Below are 13,943 nucleotides of genomic sequence, written 5' to 3' on the forward strand. Positions count from 1 at the left end.
CGCCGACCGGTAACGTTCCCGACGTCAGGCTGATGTGAGAACGGGCTCGGGCGGCCTTCGGGGGAGCGTAGCGGGTCGTACGGGCCACAGGGCCGTGCCGGAGGGATCCGGCACGGCCCTTCCCCCTGCCTCGCCCCCTCTCACGGCCCGGTCAGAAGAACGCCTGGTCTCCCCCCACGCTGACGGCCAGGTAGTACGCCTGGGCCGCGTTCACACAGTTCAGGTGGCGCAGGGGCGTGAGATAGGTGTCCTGGCAGACGCGCTCCATCTCGGTCCTGAACCGCCGGTCGATCCAGTTCTTCGTCTCCCGGGTGGGGCTGAGCCTCAGTTCGTGGTTGGCGCCGTAGTTGCGGTACCCGAAGTCGTGCTGGACGCAGGCGGGGCGGAACACTTCGCTGTACGGGGCGTAGCCGGTGGGTACGGAGCAGCCGTCGGTCGACCAGTTGAACGGCTCGACGCGCGGTGTCCGGGCGAACTCGCGGTAGGTGAGGTTCATGATCCGGTCCGCCTGCTCGCGCACGGTGGGTTCGGCGACGGCGGCGGGGCCGGTGTCGGCGGCCACGCCGGTGCCGGCCGTGGCGACAACGCCGCTGAGAGCAGTGGTGCTAGCGAACGCGAGCGCGGCGACGGTGGTCGAGAGCTTCCTGCGCATCGGGCCTCCAGGTCATCGGTCCCGGGCGGAACGATCTCCGCCCAGGACTGCAAACGATCACCTGGGGGCGAGGTTGCTGGAGGTCCCCTGTAAGAGGCACGGAGCAGCGGGCGCGGGGCCGGGCCGGGTGGGTCCGGGTGGGTCCGGGCCGGTCAGATGCGCCAGCCGCGGATGCGGTCCGCCGCCTGGTAGACGGTGGCCTTGGCCGCCTGGATGTCGCGGACCAGTTCCACCAGCGCCCCGTACGGGGCGTCGATGCCCTCGCCGGAGGCGTACATGTAGGCGACGGCGACCTGGCAGGCGTACAGGGAATTGCGGTGCGGCAGCGGCTGGAGGCGTACGAGGGTGTGCAGGAGGGCCGCCGCGCGCCAGGCGGGGTCGGGCTCGGCCGTCGTGGGGCGCGGGATGCGGGTCTTGTGGCGGGCGACGGCGGCGACGAGCGCGGAGTAGTCCGCGACGGACACGTCTTCGGGGACGGCCTGTTCCTGTACGTCCAGGAGCCACGGGACGTCGATGTAGAGCACCATCAGGCGGCCGCGCCTCCCCGGCGGCCGTCGGCCTGGGGGACCTCGTCGGGGAAGGCCTCGTCGAACTCGGCGCGGTGGGTCTCGCCCCAGGAGACGGCGTAACGGACGAACTGGCGCCGTTGACGTTCACGGAGGGGGAGGTCGTGGACGTACTGCTTGAGGGACTTGCCTTCGGCGGCCGCCGCGGCGCGGACCTCCTCCAGCTCCTCGTCGGTGAAGGTGATGTTCAAGGACGGCATACCCCTGATGGTACCTAGTAGGTACCAGGCCGGCCAGAGCACGCGGGGCGGCGGCTGGGCGGGGTGGCGGCTAGGCGGGGTGGCCGGGCGTGAGGTCCGCGACGTCGCTGAGCATGATCAGCGGGGGCCGTCCCGGCACCGGCGGCGACGTCTCCACGGGGTCGAGGAGGAAGCCCACGTGGTCCCCGCCGCCGGTACGGCCGTGCACACGGCCGACGAACCAGGCGCAGGCGCCGGTCAGTACGGGTACGGCGCCATGGCGGGGCTGCCAGGCGACGTGTGCGAACTTGTCGGTCTCGTCGCCGGTCTCGCCGCCGAACAGCCGGGCCAGTTCACCCTGTTCACGGTGGAGGAGGTGCACGGCGAGGTGGGTGGAGTGGCGCGCCACCCGGTAGGTCCGGTTGGCGGTGGACAGCCAGACGGCGAAGCGGGGCGGATGGATCGAGCACTGGGAGGCGAAGCCGACGAGACAGCCGGCCCGCTCACCGCCGGCCGCGGCCGTCACGACGTACATCGGGTGGTCCAGCAGATCGCTGAACGCGTCGAGTCCGGCCACGGACCTCACCGTCCTCCCCCGGTGGGCCGGGCTCGCGACGCCGCACCGGCGGGCGAGCCCGGGAATCGGTGGCCGCCCGCGGCGGGGCGGCCGGCGCTAGCGCACCCAGACGTTGATCACGGGCGTGACCGCCCGCTTGCGGCTGTCGACCAGGCGCAGTTTGTTGTGCCCCTTGAGCCCGAGCATGACACGCATGCTGTAGGTGGAGCGGGACGTGGTGTTCATCGACGCGGGGAGTGTCACCCAGCGCTTGCCCTGCTTCTGCTGGAGGGTGACCTTGCTGCCGGGCCGCAGGCTCTTGATGACGCCGCGGATGCGGAACTGCTGCCACGCTCGCACGCTCTTCATCGTGGCGTGGGCCGAGGCCGTCGTGAGCGCGGTGGAGGAGGCCGCGGCTTTGCCGGGCGCGGAGGACGGGGACGTGACCGCCACGGCGGTCCCGACGGAGCCGGCGATCAGCGCGGCGGCGGCGATACCGGCGCCCCAGGTACGTGCGAACTGACCCATTGCTATGTCTCCCAAGCTAGGGGGGTGGCTTCAGCGGGCTCACCTTAAGCACGCGAGACGATAACCGGATTATTCGACACGAAAGAGATCATCCAGACAGCGTCAAGCCCAGTGATGGGCCGTCAGCTCCAGTGATGGGTGTAGTGGGCGCGGAGGTGGTCGCGGTCGGCGCGCTCCGCGAGGAGCCACCGGGCGGCGAGCAGGCCGAGCAGGCTCACCGCGATGACCCCGAGGCCGGGCACGAGCCGGCGCGCTTCGACGATCGCGGTGACCGGCCGCCGTCCCGTGTCGCCCGGCGGTACCACGGCCTGGGCGGGCGGCGCGGCACCGGCGGGCAGCGACGGCGTGGAGGACTGCGAAGAGGGCTGCCCGGAGGGCTGTGCGGACGGGGCGGCGACGGTGTCACGGTCGGTGGCGAGGCGGCCGTCGATGACGCGTACGCCCAGCTCCGCCAGCGCCGAGGTCACCGGCTGGAAGAACGTCATGCCTCCCTCGGTGCAGTCGCCGTTGCCGCCCGAGGTCACGCCGAGGGCGAGGCCTTCGGCGAGCAACGGACCGCCGCTGTCCCCGGGTTCGGCGCAGACCGTGGTCTGGATCAGTCCGGTGACCGTGCCCTCGCGGTAGTTCACCGTGGCGTTCAAGGCGGTCACCCGGCCGGAACGCAGGCCCGTGGTGCTGCCGCTGCGGAACACCTGCTGGCCGACGACGGGATCGGCCGCGCCGATGACCGGCACACTGCGGCCCTGCCCGATGTCCACGGCGTTGGTCCCGTCGAAGGCGCCCCGGTCGTCGTACCGGACCAGGGAGAAGTCGTCGCCCGGGAAGCTGCGCGCGACCGTGGTGCCGAGCCGCCCGCCACCGCCCTCGGCGCTGCGGAACCAGGGCGTGCCGACCGGGCCGCAATGCCCGGCCGTCAGCAGGAAGTTGTCCCGGCCGTCGGTGACGTTGAAGCCCACGGAACAGCGGCCGGTCCCGTTGAAGATGGGCACCGCGCCGTTGACCCTGGTGGTGAAGACGCCTTCGGTGCGCCGCATGCGCACGAAGTCGCCCGCTCTGTCCGCGACGCCGGACATGCGCGACCAGTCGTCGGCGGAGACCGTGCGGTCCGCGTACACCTTGACCTCGTTGGACGCGTAGTCCACCACCCAGGCGGTGCCGGGCACCCTCGGGGCCCGCTCCAGGGTCTCGGTGGCCGAGCGGAGGTCCCGCATGCTGTACCGCTTCACCTCAGCCCGCGCCCCCGCCCGCCGGACCTCGGCGGCCGTGTCGTCATCGGTCACGGCGACGACGGGGCGGCCGTCCGCTCCGATCCAGCTCCCGGCGGTACGCGACGTGCCGAGCCGCGAGACGAGGTCCGCGGCCAGGCCGGCGGGCGGCGCGGACGGGTCGGCACCGTCGACGGCCGTACGGCCGCCCGGCGGTGGCTCACCCGCCGCCGCGTGCGACACCATCAGCCCGCCGCAGAGCAGCCCTCCGACAGCCGCCAGCCTGATGGCCCGCCGGAGGGTGCGCCGCCCGTGCTTCATCCGTGGCCCCCAAATGCGTAACGGTGGGAAACAGAAGGTCGCACCTCCATACGTGCCGCCGCACCGTTCGGTTCACCGGCTCAGCCACCGCCGGGTTTCACCAGGCCCGTCTCGTACGCCACCACGACGGCCTGCGCCCGGCTGTCCAGGTCCAGCTTGTGCATGGCGCGGTTCAGGTGCGTCTTGACGGTGGCCTCGCTGATGAACAGTTCACCGGCGATCTCCTGATTGCTGAGGCCGCGCGCGGTCAGCCGCAGCACCTCGGTCTCACGGGCCGTCAACACGTCCAGGTCGGGAGGCGGTTGCGGCCGGTCGCCGCCGGCCTGCCGGGCGAACGCCTCGACCAGGCGGCGTGTGACGCTGGGCGCGAAGAGCGCGTCGCCTCCCCCGACCGCCGCGACCGCCGCGAGCAGCCGCTCGGGGCCCGAGTCCTTGAGCAGGAAGCCCGAGGCGCCGGCGCGCAGCGCGCCGTACACGTACTCGTCGAGGTCGAAGGTGGTCAGCACCAGGACCTTGGGCGCCGGGTCCGGCGCCTCGGCGAGGATCTTCTCCGTGGCCGCGATGCCGCCCATGCCGGGCATCCTGATGTCCATCAGCACCACGTCCGGCCGGGTCCGGGCGACCAGCTCGACGGCCTCCTCGCCGTCGGCGGCCTCGCCCACGACCTCCATCCCGGGCGCGGCACGCAGCAGCCCCACCAGGCCGGCCCGGATGAGGAACTGGTCGTCGACGACGAGCACCCTGGTCATTCCGTCGTGCCGTCTCCCTGCCGTGCGGTCCGGGTGGAGGTCGGCAGGGTCAGCTCGACGGCGAATCCCCCCTCGCTCCTCGGGCCGATGCTGATCGTCCCGCCGTACAGCTTGGCCCGCTCCCGCATCCCGATCAAGCCGTGTCCGCCGCCGGTCCGCACTCTGTCCTGAATCACCCCCTCGCCGTCGTCCGTGACGGAGACCGCCACGTGGTGCGGCCGGTACTGGACCTCCACCAGGGCGCGGGAGCCCGGCGCGTGCTTCAGGACGTTCGTCAGGGCCTCCTGGACGACCCGGTACGCGCACAGGTCCACGCCGGGCGGCAGCGGGCGCGGCGTACCGTCGACGCGCAGCTCGACGGCCACTCCCCCGGCCCGTACCCGCTCGGCCATTTCCGCCAGCCGGGCGAGGCCGGGCATGGGCGCGGTCGGGCCGCCGTCCTCGTCGGCGCGCAGCACCTGGAGTACGCGCCGCAGCTCCTCCAGCGCCTCCGTGCTGGTGCCGGCGATGGTGCCGAGGGCGGTACGGGCGGTGTCCGGGTCGGAGTCGAACACGAAGCGGGCCAGTCCCACCTGCACGGATATCACCGACATGTGGTGGGCGACCACGTCGTGGAGCTCGCGCGCGATCCGGCCGCGTTCCTCGGCGACCTCGCGGCGGGCCCGCTCCTCCTGCTCGTCGCGCAGTTGGCGGGCCAGCTCGGCCGAGCGGCGGGCGACGTGCCCGAAGCGGACGAGCACGAGGGAGAACCCCAGGGCCTGGGCGACGACGGACGCCATGGCGGCGCGTTCGCTGATGAACCCCGCGTAGATCCACACGGCGCTCATCAGGGCCGCGCAGCCGGCGGCCGTGCGCAGGGGGCGGAGGGAGGCGACCGTGTAGAGGGCGAGCATGGGGGCGAAGGAGTTCACCACGGGCCAGTAGCCGGCGGTGACGTACCCGGCCCACATGGCGAGGACGAAGAGGCAGACGGCGACGGGCGCCCTGCCACGCGCCACGACCGGCACGTTGACCAGCCCCACCAGCAGGTGGCCGGTGAGGTCGAGGGCGGGCCACCCCTGGCTCGTGGCCTCCTGGCCGAGCAGCACGGCCACGCTGGTCAGCGCCACCGTGATCAGGACGTCGGCGGCAAGGGGGCGGATCGGCATCGCCGCAGCGTAACCCGCGTGGAGACGGCCGTACGTCAACCCCTCGCCGTACCACGGTGGTTGCAGGCGCCCCGGGCGTACCGCCCGGGGTGGGCCGAGACGTCAACCCGGTGCGGGACGACGGGGCACGCGGGCGGCCGTAGGTTCTTGCCCGGCACGAAGGCGCCGCGGCCCACCACCGCGGCCGCCGGGACCACGGGCCCTCGGGGGGACCCAACGGGGGGACCGGGCCCGTGGTCACCGCAAGGGGGAAGCAGGACATGAACGTACGCGAGGTGATCGGGCGCGTGGCACCGGGAGCGGTGGCGCTCGCCGCGGCGGCCATGGCCGTCCTGGCGCCGGTGGCGGCCGCCGCCCCGTCGGACGTCCCGGTGCCGGGCGTCCCCGTGCCGGGCGTCCCCGTGGGCACGGCCACGGCGTGCACGGCGTGGCGGACGCTCCAGGCGGGCGAGGACGACACGGGGGTCAAGTTCCGCGAGTGCGACCGCCGCACCGGGCCGCACACCCAGACCAAGGCCCAGCTCTACGTCCCGGACGACGCGCGGGACGGCGAGGTCGCCCAGGTGTACACGGCCACGGGATCGAACCTGGGCGGCCGGTGGTACCGGACCTGGCACATGTACTACGTCCGGGGCACCGCGAGCCACGGCCCCCTCGTGGACACGGGCTGGCACAACGGACACGACGTGAGGGTGCTGCTCAAGAACGTCCTGGGCTGATCCACCGACGGGGGTATGACGGTGCCCCGCCCTCCAGAGGCACGAGGGCGGGGCACCGTCACGCGCCGGTCCGGCGCCGAGGGGCTGCGTCGGGGAGGGGCTACGTCGAGGAGGGCATCCGGCACGCATAGATCCACGTGGGCGGGTACCCGCACCACCGGCCGACGTGCGCGGCGGGTCCCCGCCGCGCCGCAGACCGGAACGAGGAGGCGCTGATGAGCACGGTAAAGGAAGCCGTCGAGGTCGAGGTCCCCATCCACACCGCGTACAACCAGTGGACGATGTTCGAGGAGTTCCCGAACTTCATGGAGGGCGTCGAAGAGGTCGTCCAGGTCGATGACCGCCACAACCACTGGAAGACCAAGATCGGTGGGGTGCAGCGGGAGTTCGACACCGAGATCGTCGATCAGCTTCCCGACGAGCGGATCGCGTGGAGGACGATCAGCGGCGACACGCAGCAGAAGGGCGTGGTCAGCTTCCAGCGCCTGGACGACACGCACACGCGCGTGGAGCTGGTGATGGACGTCGAGCCCAGCGGCATGGCCGAGAAGGCCGCCGACGTCACCGGCACGATCGACCGGCGTGTGAAGGGCGACATGCGGCGGTTCAAGAACTTCATCGAGCGCCAGGGCGGCGAGTCCGGCGGCTGGCGCGGCCGCATCAAGCCGGGCGACCGCTGACCGCAGGGTGACCCCGGGTGACCGGGGCGGTGCGCCGGTACGGCACGGACGCGGCGGCTCCGTGCCGTACCGGCCACCGGTGTGCGCCCGGCGTGCTCAGCAGGCGAGGCCCCGGGAGCGCAGCCACTCGCACTGCGTCTCCCCGGACGTCTTGCCGCCGTCGTAGGCGCGCGGGTCCTTGTAGGCGGGGCCGACGGGCTCGTGGGGCTCGAAGACACCGTCGCCGTCCAGGTCTCCCCCGTTGGGGTCGATCTTGCCACTCGGGTTACGGCACGCCGCCCGGTCGGCCGGGTCCGTGGTGCACACACCCTTGTCCGCCGTGTCCGGCTTGATCGGCCTCTTGTCGGCCTTGTCGGCTGCCGTGACCAGGGCCGTCGCCTGGGCCTCCACCGCGTCGGCGATCGAGGCGCTCGTGAGCTCCAGGGCCGGCTGCCCGGCCTGTCGGCCCGCCGGAGGCTCGGCGGAGGAGCCGCACGCCGACAGCGTGAAAGCGAGGCTCGTGGACAGCAGGGCCGAGCCGGCGAAGACGGCGGCCCGGCGGCGGACACGCGGTTCAAGGACCATGGGACGCCCAGGTGCGATTGGCGTGATGGGGTCCTTCACCCTACGGCGGCGCCGAAGATCAGGTCAACGCTCGTCATCCCAGCTCGTAGTCGAAGGTGTACGGGACGGACGGTTCGCCGTGCCTGGCCGTGAAGCGGCCGGTCCCGCGCAGTCCGGTCAGATCTCCGGTGCCCGATCCGGGCACCACCTCGAAGGCGCAGTGCACGGTGCCGTCCGCCTCGAACGAGCCCCGCTCCTCGACGACGAAGGCGCCCTCGCGGCCGTCGAGCCGGCCGGCCAGCAGTTCCATGCCGGCGAACGTACCGGTCTTGTCGGTGAGGTAGGCGATCGTGTACTCGCAGAGGGTGCCGGGCGCCTCGATGCCGCCCGTGAAGCTGTTGGTGACCGAGGCGTGGGCCAGTTTCGGGCTCGTCCCGCCGGTCCCGAGCGTGCGTTCCTGCCAGTCGGCGAAGGTGAAGCGGCCGGTCGTGCGCGTGGGCATGGGTCTCCTCCCGTCGGTGCCGCGCGGGCCTGTCGCCCGTGCGGTGTGATCAGTCTGGGCGCCGTACCTGACACCTCCTGTCAGGTACGGCGCGACAATGGGGCCCATGCGTGCCGACCGGCTTCTGTCCCTGTTGCTGCTCCTCCAGAACCGTGGGCGGATGACCGCTCCGGAGCTCGCCGATGAGCTGGAGGTGTCGGTCCGCACGGTGTACCGGGACATCGAGGCGCTCGGCGCGGCGGGCGTCCCGGTCCGCGCCGAGCGGGGGCCCGACGGCGGGTACCGGCTGATGGACGGGTACCGGACCCGGCTGACCGGGCTCACGGACGCCGAGGCGACCTCGCTGTTCCTCACCGGGGTGCCCGGTCCGGCGCGCGATCTGGGCCTGGGCGCGGTGCTGGCGACCGCCCGGCTGAAGCTGGAGGCCGCCCTGCCGGCCGAACTGGCGGAGCAGGCGCGGCGCGTTCAGGACCGGTTCCATCTGGACGCGCCGGCCTGGTTCCGGGACGCGGACCCGGTTCCGTATCTGGAGGCGATCGCGCGGGCGGTGTGGGAGCAGCGGGTACTGCGCGCGCACTACCGGCGCTGGGGCGGTGAGGTGCACCGGGAGCTGCGCCCGCTCGGCATCGTCCTCAAGGGCGGCATCTGGTACCTGGTGGCGACGGCGGACGAGACCGTGCGGACGTACCGGATCTCGCGGTTCCTGGCCGTGGAGGCGACGGGTGAGACCTTCGAACGGCCGGACGGGTTCGTGCTGGCCGCCTACTGGGAGGAGTCGTCCCGGCGACTGGAGGCCGCGCTCCACCGGGGTACGGCGCTGCTGCGGATCTCGCCCCGGGCGCAGCGGCTGCTGCCCATGCGCTTCGGTGCGGTGGGCGTACGGGCGCTCGACGGCGCGGGCGCGCCGGACGAGGAGGGCTGGGTGCGGGTGGAGATGCCCGTCGAGGCGGAGGCCGTGGCGGTCGGTGACCTGCTCGCGCTCGGCACGGAGGCGGAGGTGCTCGGTCCGCCGGAGCTGCGCCGTGCGGTCGCGGAGGCCGTCGCCGTCCTGGCCGGCCGGTACGCGGAGGGCACATAGGCGGGTCGGGGGTCAGCGGGTCGGCCGATCATGGCTGCCGACCCGCCGGCCTCTCAGGCGAGGGCTTCGCGCAGCCGGCCCAGGAGGGCCCTGGCGGCGGGGCTCGCCGGGCCGGGGGTGCGCCAGGTCAGGGCGACCCGCCCGCGCAGGGGCGGGTCGGTGATGGGGAGGGTGCGCAGCCCGAGGGCTGACGCCATGTCGGCCGGGAGGCGTGGGAGGACGGCCACGCCGAGGCCGCGCCCGGCGAGTTGGGCCAGGAGGTACGGGGCGGCCGCCTCGAAGGCGATACGGGGCTGGAAGCCCGCCGCCGCGCACGCGCCGTCGAGTACGCCGCGCAGGCCGGTGCCGCGCGGCAGGCTGATCAGCGGGCGGTCGCGGAGCGCGGTGAGCGGGACGCTCGTGCGGTCCGGGTGGCCGAGCAGGGGGTCGCCGGGTGCGACGGCGGCGACCAGCGGTTCGTCGACCACGATCTGGGCGGAGGTGCCGGGTGGGGGCTGGTCGTCCGCGATGCCGAGCAGGGCGATGTCGAGTTCGCCCCGGTGCAGCGCGGCGAGCATCCGCTGCGAGGTGTCCTCTGTGAGGGAGATCTCGACGTCCGGGTGGGCGTCGTGGAAGTCGGCCAGCACGGCGGCCACGTCGAACTCGTGGGTGGCGGCGCCCGAGACGAGGCCCACCCTGACCTGACCGCGGAGCAGGCCGGTGAACTCGTCCACGGTCCTGCGCACCCCTTCGGCGGCGGCGAGCGCGGCCCGCGCGTAGGGCAGCACGGCCTCGCCCACCTCCGTGAGCGTCACCGCCCGGCCGGAGCGGTCCAGCAGCGGCTGGCCCAGTTCCCGTTCCAGTTGGCGGATCTGGGCGCTCACCCCCGGCTGCGCCAGGTGAAGACGGGCGGCGGCGCGGGTGAAGTTGGCCTCCTCCACCACAGTGACGAAGTACCGCAGTTGCCGGAGATCCATAACCACCGATTCTAGATCCCAGAAGAACCCTCTCTTGGACTTATGCCCGCCCCCGGGCAACCCTGGACGTCATGGAGATCACCACCCGCCGTCTCATCCGGACCGGGATCGCGGCCGAACGCCGTGAGCTGGCCGACCTGTTGGACGCCCTTCCCGCCGCGGCGTGGGACGCGCCGACGCTGTGCGCCGGATGGCGCGTACGGGAGGTCGCGGCCCATATGTCGATGGGGTTCCGCCACTCGCTCCCCCGCACGGTTGCCGAGCTGGTGAAGGCGCGCGGCAGTATCCACCGGATGACCGACCGGTGCGCCCGCCGGGACGCGGCGGCCTTCCCCGAGCGCCAACTGGCCTCGTTCCTGAGGGACAACGCGGAGCATCCCTGGACGCCGCCGGTCGGCGGGATCACATCGGCGCTCGGCCACGACGTGGTGCACGGCCTGGACATCACCGTCGCGCTCGGCCTCGACCGTCGCGTCCCGGAGGCCCGCGTCCGGCCGCTCCTGGAGAGTCTCACTCCCCGGGGCGTGAAGTTCTTCGGAGCGGACCTCGACGGTGTCGAACTGCGCTCCGACGACCTCGACTGGTCCTTCGGCACGGGGGCGCCGGTGTACGGCACGGCGCAGGATCTGCTGCTGGTCGCCTTCGGCCGGAAGCTCCCCCCGGGGCGGCTGCGCGGAGAGCGGTCCGGCCGCTTCGTCGCCGCGTAGGGGCAGCCGGCGCGGGCGGCCGTCGCAAAGGCCGGGACGGCCGTCACCAAGGCAGGGACGGCCTCGCACAAAGTCCGGCTCTCGCCCTTCTGTTGCCCTGGTCCCTCTCGTAACGTCGGCACGGCTCACGGATGGCCATGTTCATGCCGAAGAGAGGGTGTCCATGCGCAGACGTCTGCTCCACCTGGTCCTCGCGCCGCTCGTGGGCGTCGCCATGCTGGCGGCCCCGGTGGCGACCGCGGCGCCGCCCGGCCCGCCGGACGTGTACCGGCCGGTCCGGGGGCCCGCCGCACCGGCCGAGTACCGGTACCTGCAAAAGACGCTGCCCGGGCAGTCGATTCCACGCCACGCCCACGAGGACGCCGCCGCGCAGGCACGCCAACTGCCCACCGTGGGCGGGCGCTGGAAGCCGCTCGGCCCGACCAACATCGGCGGGCGCATCGTCTCGCTGGCGCTGGACCCCAAGCGCGCCGACACCGTGTACTCCGCCGCCGCCAGTGGCGGAGTCTGGCGCAGCACGGACGCGGGGCAGACGTTCACCTCCGCCTGGCCGGACAACTGGACGCAGGCGATGGGGGCGATCGCCACCGGGCCCGACGGCACGCTGTACGCCGGGACCGGCGAGCCCAACCCGGGCGGCGGCAGCATCACGTACGAAGGCACCGGCCTCTACCGCAGCACCGACGGCGGCGCCCACTGGCGGCCCATCGGGCTGCGCGACTCCGGTGCGATCAGCGCCATCACGGTGGACCCGGCCGATCCGCGACGGATCTACGTGGCCGCGGCGGGCTCCCTCTACAACGGCGGCGGCGACCGCGGCGTGTACCGCTCCGACGACGGCGGTGACACCTGGCGGCGCGTCCTCGCCGGGGAGAACGAATTCACCGGCGCCACCGAGGTGTTCGTCCAGGGCGGGCAGCTCTACGCCGTGCTGTGGGACCACCGCCGTACGCCGGAGCTGCGCACCTACGGCGGCGTCGGCTCCGGTGTCTTCCGCAGCGGCGACGGCGGGAGGACCTGGCAGCGGCTCGGCGGCGGCCTGCCCCCGCGCGGCCCGGACGTGGGACGGATCGGTCTGGCGGTCGCGGGCGAGCGGCTCTACGCCATCGTCAACAAGACCAGCGGTCCCTTCGAGGGCTTCTACACCTCCACCGACGGGGGCGACAGTTGGAGCCGGACACCGGCGGACGAGAAGCTGACCGGCTCGCAGTCGAGCTTCGGCTGGTGGTTCGGGAAGGTGTGGGCCGATCCGAAGGACGCCAGGCACGTGCACGTGGCGGGCGTGCCGCTGATGACCTCGAAGGACGCGGGCGCCACGTGGACGTACGACGATTCGACCATCCACGTCGACCAGCACGCGATGGTCTGGGACCCGCGCCGGCCCGGCCGCGTCTACCTGGGCAACGACGGTGGCGTCTACCGGTCCGACGCCAACGGGGACGGCGGCTGGGTCAAGGCCCGCCACGAGCCGTACACCCAGCTCTACAGCGTGGCCATCAGCCCGCAGGACACGTCGCGGATCTCCGGCGGGGCGCAGGACAACGGCTCGCTGCGCTCATGGGGCGGTGAGCGTTTCAACGAGTACCTCGGCGGGGACGGCGAGGAGAACCTCATCGACCCGACCGACGTCAACACCGTGTTCGCCTGCTACCAGTACGGCAACTGCTTCCGCTCCACCGACGGCGGCGACACGCTCACGTACTTCGCCGACAAGACGGTGTTCAAGCGGCGCAACTGGTTCACGCCCGTGGTCTTCGACCCGCGCGACCCGAAGGTCATGTACTACGGCTCCGAGGTGCTCAACCGCTCCACGGACGGCGGTGTGACCTGGCGGGCGATCAGCCCGGATCTGTCGGGCGGCCCGGGCCCGGACCCGATCTACACCAACTACGGGACGATCACCTCCATCGCGCCGGCGGGCGACGGCCGGACCGTGTACGCGGGCACCGACGACGGCCGGGTGTGGGTCACCAAGGACCTGGGCACCACGTGGACGAAGCTCGCCGAGGGCCGCCCCTGGGTGACCCGGGTCGTGGTCGACCCGGCCGACCCCGACCGGGTCTACACCACCCACTCCGGTTACCGCGCCGGTTCGCCGCTCGCCCATGTGTACGGCAGCACGGACGGCGGCAAGCGCTGGAAGGACCTGTCCGGCAACCTCCCCGACGCCCCCGTCAACGACCTCGTCATCGGGCGCGGCCACCTGCTGTACGTGGGCACGGACCAGGGGGTCTTCAGCTCCGTATCGGGTGGGCGGCAGTGGTTCCGCCTCGGCCGGGGCATGCCCGCGGTCCCGGTGGACGACATCGAGTACGACGCCGGCCACCGCCGCCTGGTCGCGGCGACGTTCGGGAGGGGGTTCTACGAGCTGACCACGCCCTGACGCGGTGGCGAGGGGACGGAAGCGGGCGGGCCGTGTCGTCGGCCCGCCCGGTTCGTTGCACATTCCGGCCGCTGAATTCGGCCAATTCCCCCTCACACCTCAGGAGCACCACATGTCCCGTCACCCCCGCACCCGTCTGATCGCCGTATGCGCCTCGGTCGCGGGTGCGAGCGTCGCCGCCGCCGCTCCGGCCATGGCCGCGGAGCAGCCGCCCGCCGCCGTCGGTGCGCCCGTCGTGACCGACCTCAACAGCACGGGACCGCTCAGCACGTCCCCCGACTCCCCGGGGCAGGCCTCCCCGCTGCCGGTCGGCGGCGCCCTCCTCGGCGGCCTTCCGGCGGGCCTTCCGGGGGGCCTGCCGATCGGCGGCTGAGCGACCCCGGCCCCCTCCCCCGCGCCCGCCTGAACAGGTGGCTGTCACGTCCCGTAGTAGGGGACAGCAAGTCACCTGAGGAAAGGGGGGCGATGAGC

General features: G+C 73.0%; 17 protein-coding genes. 6 read left to right on the top strand and 11 right to left on the bottom strand.

What is annotated here, in order from left to right:
• Positions 1–151: 151 nt before the first annotated feature.
• From AB0J57_RS00575 to AB0J57_RS00610, 8 genes are all read right to left on the bottom strand, one after another.
• Positions 152–652: a phospholipase A2 gene (locus AB0J57_RS00575; protein ID WP_366125702.1), complete on the bottom strand. Its 501-nt coding sequence runs from the start codon at positions 650–652 to the stop codon at positions 152–154.
• A 152-nt stretch (positions 653–804) separates the two neighbouring features.
• Positions 805–1,179 (bottom strand): toxin Doc, encoded by a 375-nt coding sequence (locus AB0J57_RS00580; protein WP_366125703.1) that lies wholly within the window; start codon positions 1,177–1,179, stop codon positions 805–807.
• Positions 1,179–1,418, bottom strand: a complete 240-nt coding sequence (locus tag AB0J57_RS00585; RefSeq protein WP_366125704.1) for a hypothetical protein — start codon at positions 1,416–1,418, stop codon at positions 1,179–1,181. The genes AB0J57_RS00580 and AB0J57_RS00585 overlap by 1 nt, the downstream gene beginning before the upstream one ends.
• Before the next feature lie 70 nt (positions 1,419–1,488).
• Positions 1,489–1,974, bottom strand: a complete 486-nt coding sequence (locus tag AB0J57_RS00590; protein WP_366125705.1) for a flavin reductase family protein — start codon at positions 1,972–1,974, stop codon at positions 1,489–1,491.
• 96 nt (positions 1,975–2,070) lie between these two features.
• Positions 2,071–2,481: a hypothetical protein gene (locus AB0J57_RS00595; RefSeq protein ID WP_366125706.1), complete on the bottom strand. Its 411-nt coding sequence runs from the start codon at positions 2,479–2,481 to the stop codon at positions 2,071–2,073.
• Positions 2,482–2,603: 122 nt separating this feature from the next.
• Entirely contained in the window at positions 2,604–4,007 is a 1,404-nt protein-coding gene (locus tag AB0J57_RS00600) for a S1 family peptidase (protein ID WP_366125707.1), read from the bottom strand.
• A gap of 80 nt (positions 4,008–4,087) precedes the next feature.
• Complete coding sequence (locus AB0J57_RS00605) at positions 4,088–4,756, bottom strand: response regulator transcription factor (RefSeq protein ID WP_366125708.1); 669 nt, start codon at positions 4,754–4,756, stop codon at positions 4,088–4,090.
• Complete coding sequence (locus tag AB0J57_RS00610; protein ID WP_366125709.1) at positions 4,753–5,904, bottom strand: sensor histidine kinase; 1,152 nt, start codon at positions 5,902–5,904, stop codon at positions 4,753–4,755. Before AB0J57_RS00610 ends, AB0J57_RS00605 begins: the two co-directional genes overlap by 4 nt.
• A gap of 260 nt (positions 5,905–6,164) precedes the next feature.
• Here AB0J57_RS00610 and AB0J57_RS00615 point away from each other — a divergent pair, with 260 nt between their 5' ends.
• The gene (locus tag AB0J57_RS00615) at positions 6,165–6,623 is read left to right on the top strand and encodes a hypothetical protein (protein WP_366125710.1); all 459 of its coding nucleotides are present in this window, start codon (positions 6,165–6,167) and stop codon (positions 6,621–6,623) included.
• 215 nt (positions 6,624–6,838) lie between these two features.
• Positions 6,839–7,303, top strand: a complete 465-nt coding sequence (locus AB0J57_RS00620) for an SRPBCC family protein (RefSeq protein WP_366125711.1) — start codon at positions 6,839–6,841, stop codon at positions 7,301–7,303.
• Positions 7,304–7,399: 96 nt separating this feature from the next.
• Here AB0J57_RS00620 and AB0J57_RS00625 read toward each other — a convergent pair whose 3' ends face one another.
• Complete coding sequence (locus AB0J57_RS00625; protein ID WP_366125712.1) at positions 7,400–7,867, bottom strand: hypothetical protein; 468 nt, start codon at positions 7,865–7,867, stop codon at positions 7,400–7,402.
• A gap of 73 nt (positions 7,868–7,940) precedes the next feature.
• Positions 7,941–8,348 (bottom strand): DUF3224 domain-containing protein, encoded by a 408-nt coding sequence (locus tag AB0J57_RS00630; protein WP_366125713.1) that lies wholly within the window; start codon positions 8,346–8,348, stop codon positions 7,941–7,943.
• 106 nt (positions 8,349–8,454) lie between these two features.
• Between AB0J57_RS00630 and AB0J57_RS00635 the strand changes: the two genes are divergently transcribed.
• Positions 8,455–9,426, top strand: a complete 972-nt coding sequence (locus AB0J57_RS00635) for a WYL domain-containing protein (protein WP_366125714.1) — start codon at positions 8,455–8,457, stop codon at positions 9,424–9,426.
• Positions 9,427–9,479: 53 nt separating this feature from the next.
• Here the strand turns inward: AB0J57_RS00635 and AB0J57_RS00640 are convergent, their stop codons facing one another.
• On the bottom strand, positions 9,480–10,382 hold the full coding sequence (locus AB0J57_RS00640; RefSeq protein WP_366125715.1) for a LysR substrate-binding domain-containing protein: 903 nt from the start codon (positions 10,380–10,382) through the stop codon (positions 9,480–9,482).
• A gap of 71 nt (positions 10,383–10,453) precedes the next feature.
• Between AB0J57_RS00640 and AB0J57_RS00645 the strand changes: the two genes are divergently transcribed.
• From AB0J57_RS00645 to AB0J57_RS00655, 3 genes are all read left to right on the top strand, one after another.
• Positions 10,454–11,089 (top strand): maleylpyruvate isomerase family mycothiol-dependent enzyme, encoded by a 636-nt coding sequence (locus AB0J57_RS00645; protein ID WP_366125716.1) that lies wholly within the window; start codon positions 10,454–10,456, stop codon positions 11,087–11,089.
• Between the two features lie 163 nt (positions 11,090–11,252).
• Complete coding sequence (locus tag AB0J57_RS00650) at positions 11,253–13,472, top strand: glycosyl hydrolase (protein ID WP_366125717.1); 2,220 nt, start codon at positions 11,253–11,255, stop codon at positions 13,470–13,472.
• A gap of 112 nt (positions 13,473–13,584) precedes the next feature.
• The gene (locus tag AB0J57_RS00655; RefSeq protein WP_366125718.1) at positions 13,585–13,845 is read left to right on the top strand and encodes a hypothetical protein; all 261 of its coding nucleotides are present in this window, start codon (positions 13,585–13,587) and stop codon (positions 13,843–13,845) included.
• Positions 13,846–13,943: the final 98 nt, after the last annotated feature.

Source organism: Streptomyces sp. NPDC049837, from assembly GCF_040674455.1.
Classification (GTDB): Bacteria; Actinomycetota; Actinomycetes; order Streptomycetales; family Streptomycetaceae; genus Streptomyces.

Bases quoted from the DNA above. Each gene is read 5' to 3' on its own strand.
- AB0J57_RS00630 (WP_366125713.1), bottom strand. From the start codon at position 8,348: ATGCCCACGCGCACGACCGGCCGCTTCACCTTCGCCGACTGGCAGGAA.
- AB0J57_RS00585 (WP_366125704.1), bottom strand. From the start codon at position 1,418: ATGCCGTCCTTGAACATCACCTTCACCGACGAGGAGCTGGAGGAGGTC.
- AB0J57_RS00600 (WP_366125707.1), bottom strand. From the start codon at position 4,007: ATGAAGCACGGGCGGCGCACCCTCCGGCGGGCCATCAGGCTGGCGGCT.
- AB0J57_RS00595 (WP_366125706.1), bottom strand. From the start codon at position 2,481: ATGGGTCAGTTCGCACGTACCTGGGGCGCCGGTATCGCCGCCGCCGCG.
- AB0J57_RS00575 (WP_366125702.1), bottom strand. From the start codon at position 652: ATGCGCAGGAAGCTCTCGACCACCGTCGCCGCGCTCGCGTTCGCTAGC.
- AB0J57_RS00610 (WP_366125709.1), bottom strand. From the start codon at position 5,904: ATGCCGATCCGCCCCCTTGCCGCCGACGTCCTGATCACGGTGGCGCTG.
- AB0J57_RS00620 (WP_366125711.1), top strand. From the start codon at position 6,839: ATGAGCACGGTAAAGGAAGCCGTCGAGGTCGAGGTCCCCATCCACACC.
- AB0J57_RS00640 (WP_366125715.1), bottom strand. From the start codon at position 10,382: ATGGATCTCCGGCAACTGCGGTACTTCGTCACTGTGGTGGAGGAGGCC.
- AB0J57_RS00615 (WP_366125710.1), top strand. From the start codon at position 6,165: ATGAACGTACGCGAGGTGATCGGGCGCGTGGCACCGGGAGCGGTGGCG.
- AB0J57_RS00645 (WP_366125716.1), top strand. From the start codon at position 10,454: ATGGAGATCACCACCCGCCGTCTCATCCGGACCGGGATCGCGGCCGAA.
- AB0J57_RS00580 (WP_366125703.1), bottom strand. From the start codon at position 1,179: ATGGTGCTCTACATCGACGTCCCGTGGCTCCTGGACGTACAGGAACAG.
- AB0J57_RS00635 (WP_366125714.1), top strand. From the start codon at position 8,455: ATGCGTGCCGACCGGCTTCTGTCCCTGTTGCTGCTCCTCCAGAACCGT.
- AB0J57_RS00605 (WP_366125708.1), bottom strand. From the start codon at position 4,756: ATGACCAGGGTGCTCGTCGTCGACGACCAGTTCCTCATCCGGGCCGGC.
- AB0J57_RS00625 (WP_366125712.1), bottom strand. From the start codon at position 7,867: ATGGTCCTTGAACCGCGTGTCCGCCGCCGGGCCGCCGTCTTCGCCGGC.
- AB0J57_RS00655 (WP_366125718.1), top strand. From the start codon at position 13,585: ATGTCCCGTCACCCCCGCACCCGTCTGATCGCCGTATGCGCCTCGGTC.
- AB0J57_RS00650 (WP_366125717.1), top strand. From the start codon at position 11,253: ATGCGCAGACGTCTGCTCCACCTGGTCCTCGCGCCGCTCGTGGGCGTC.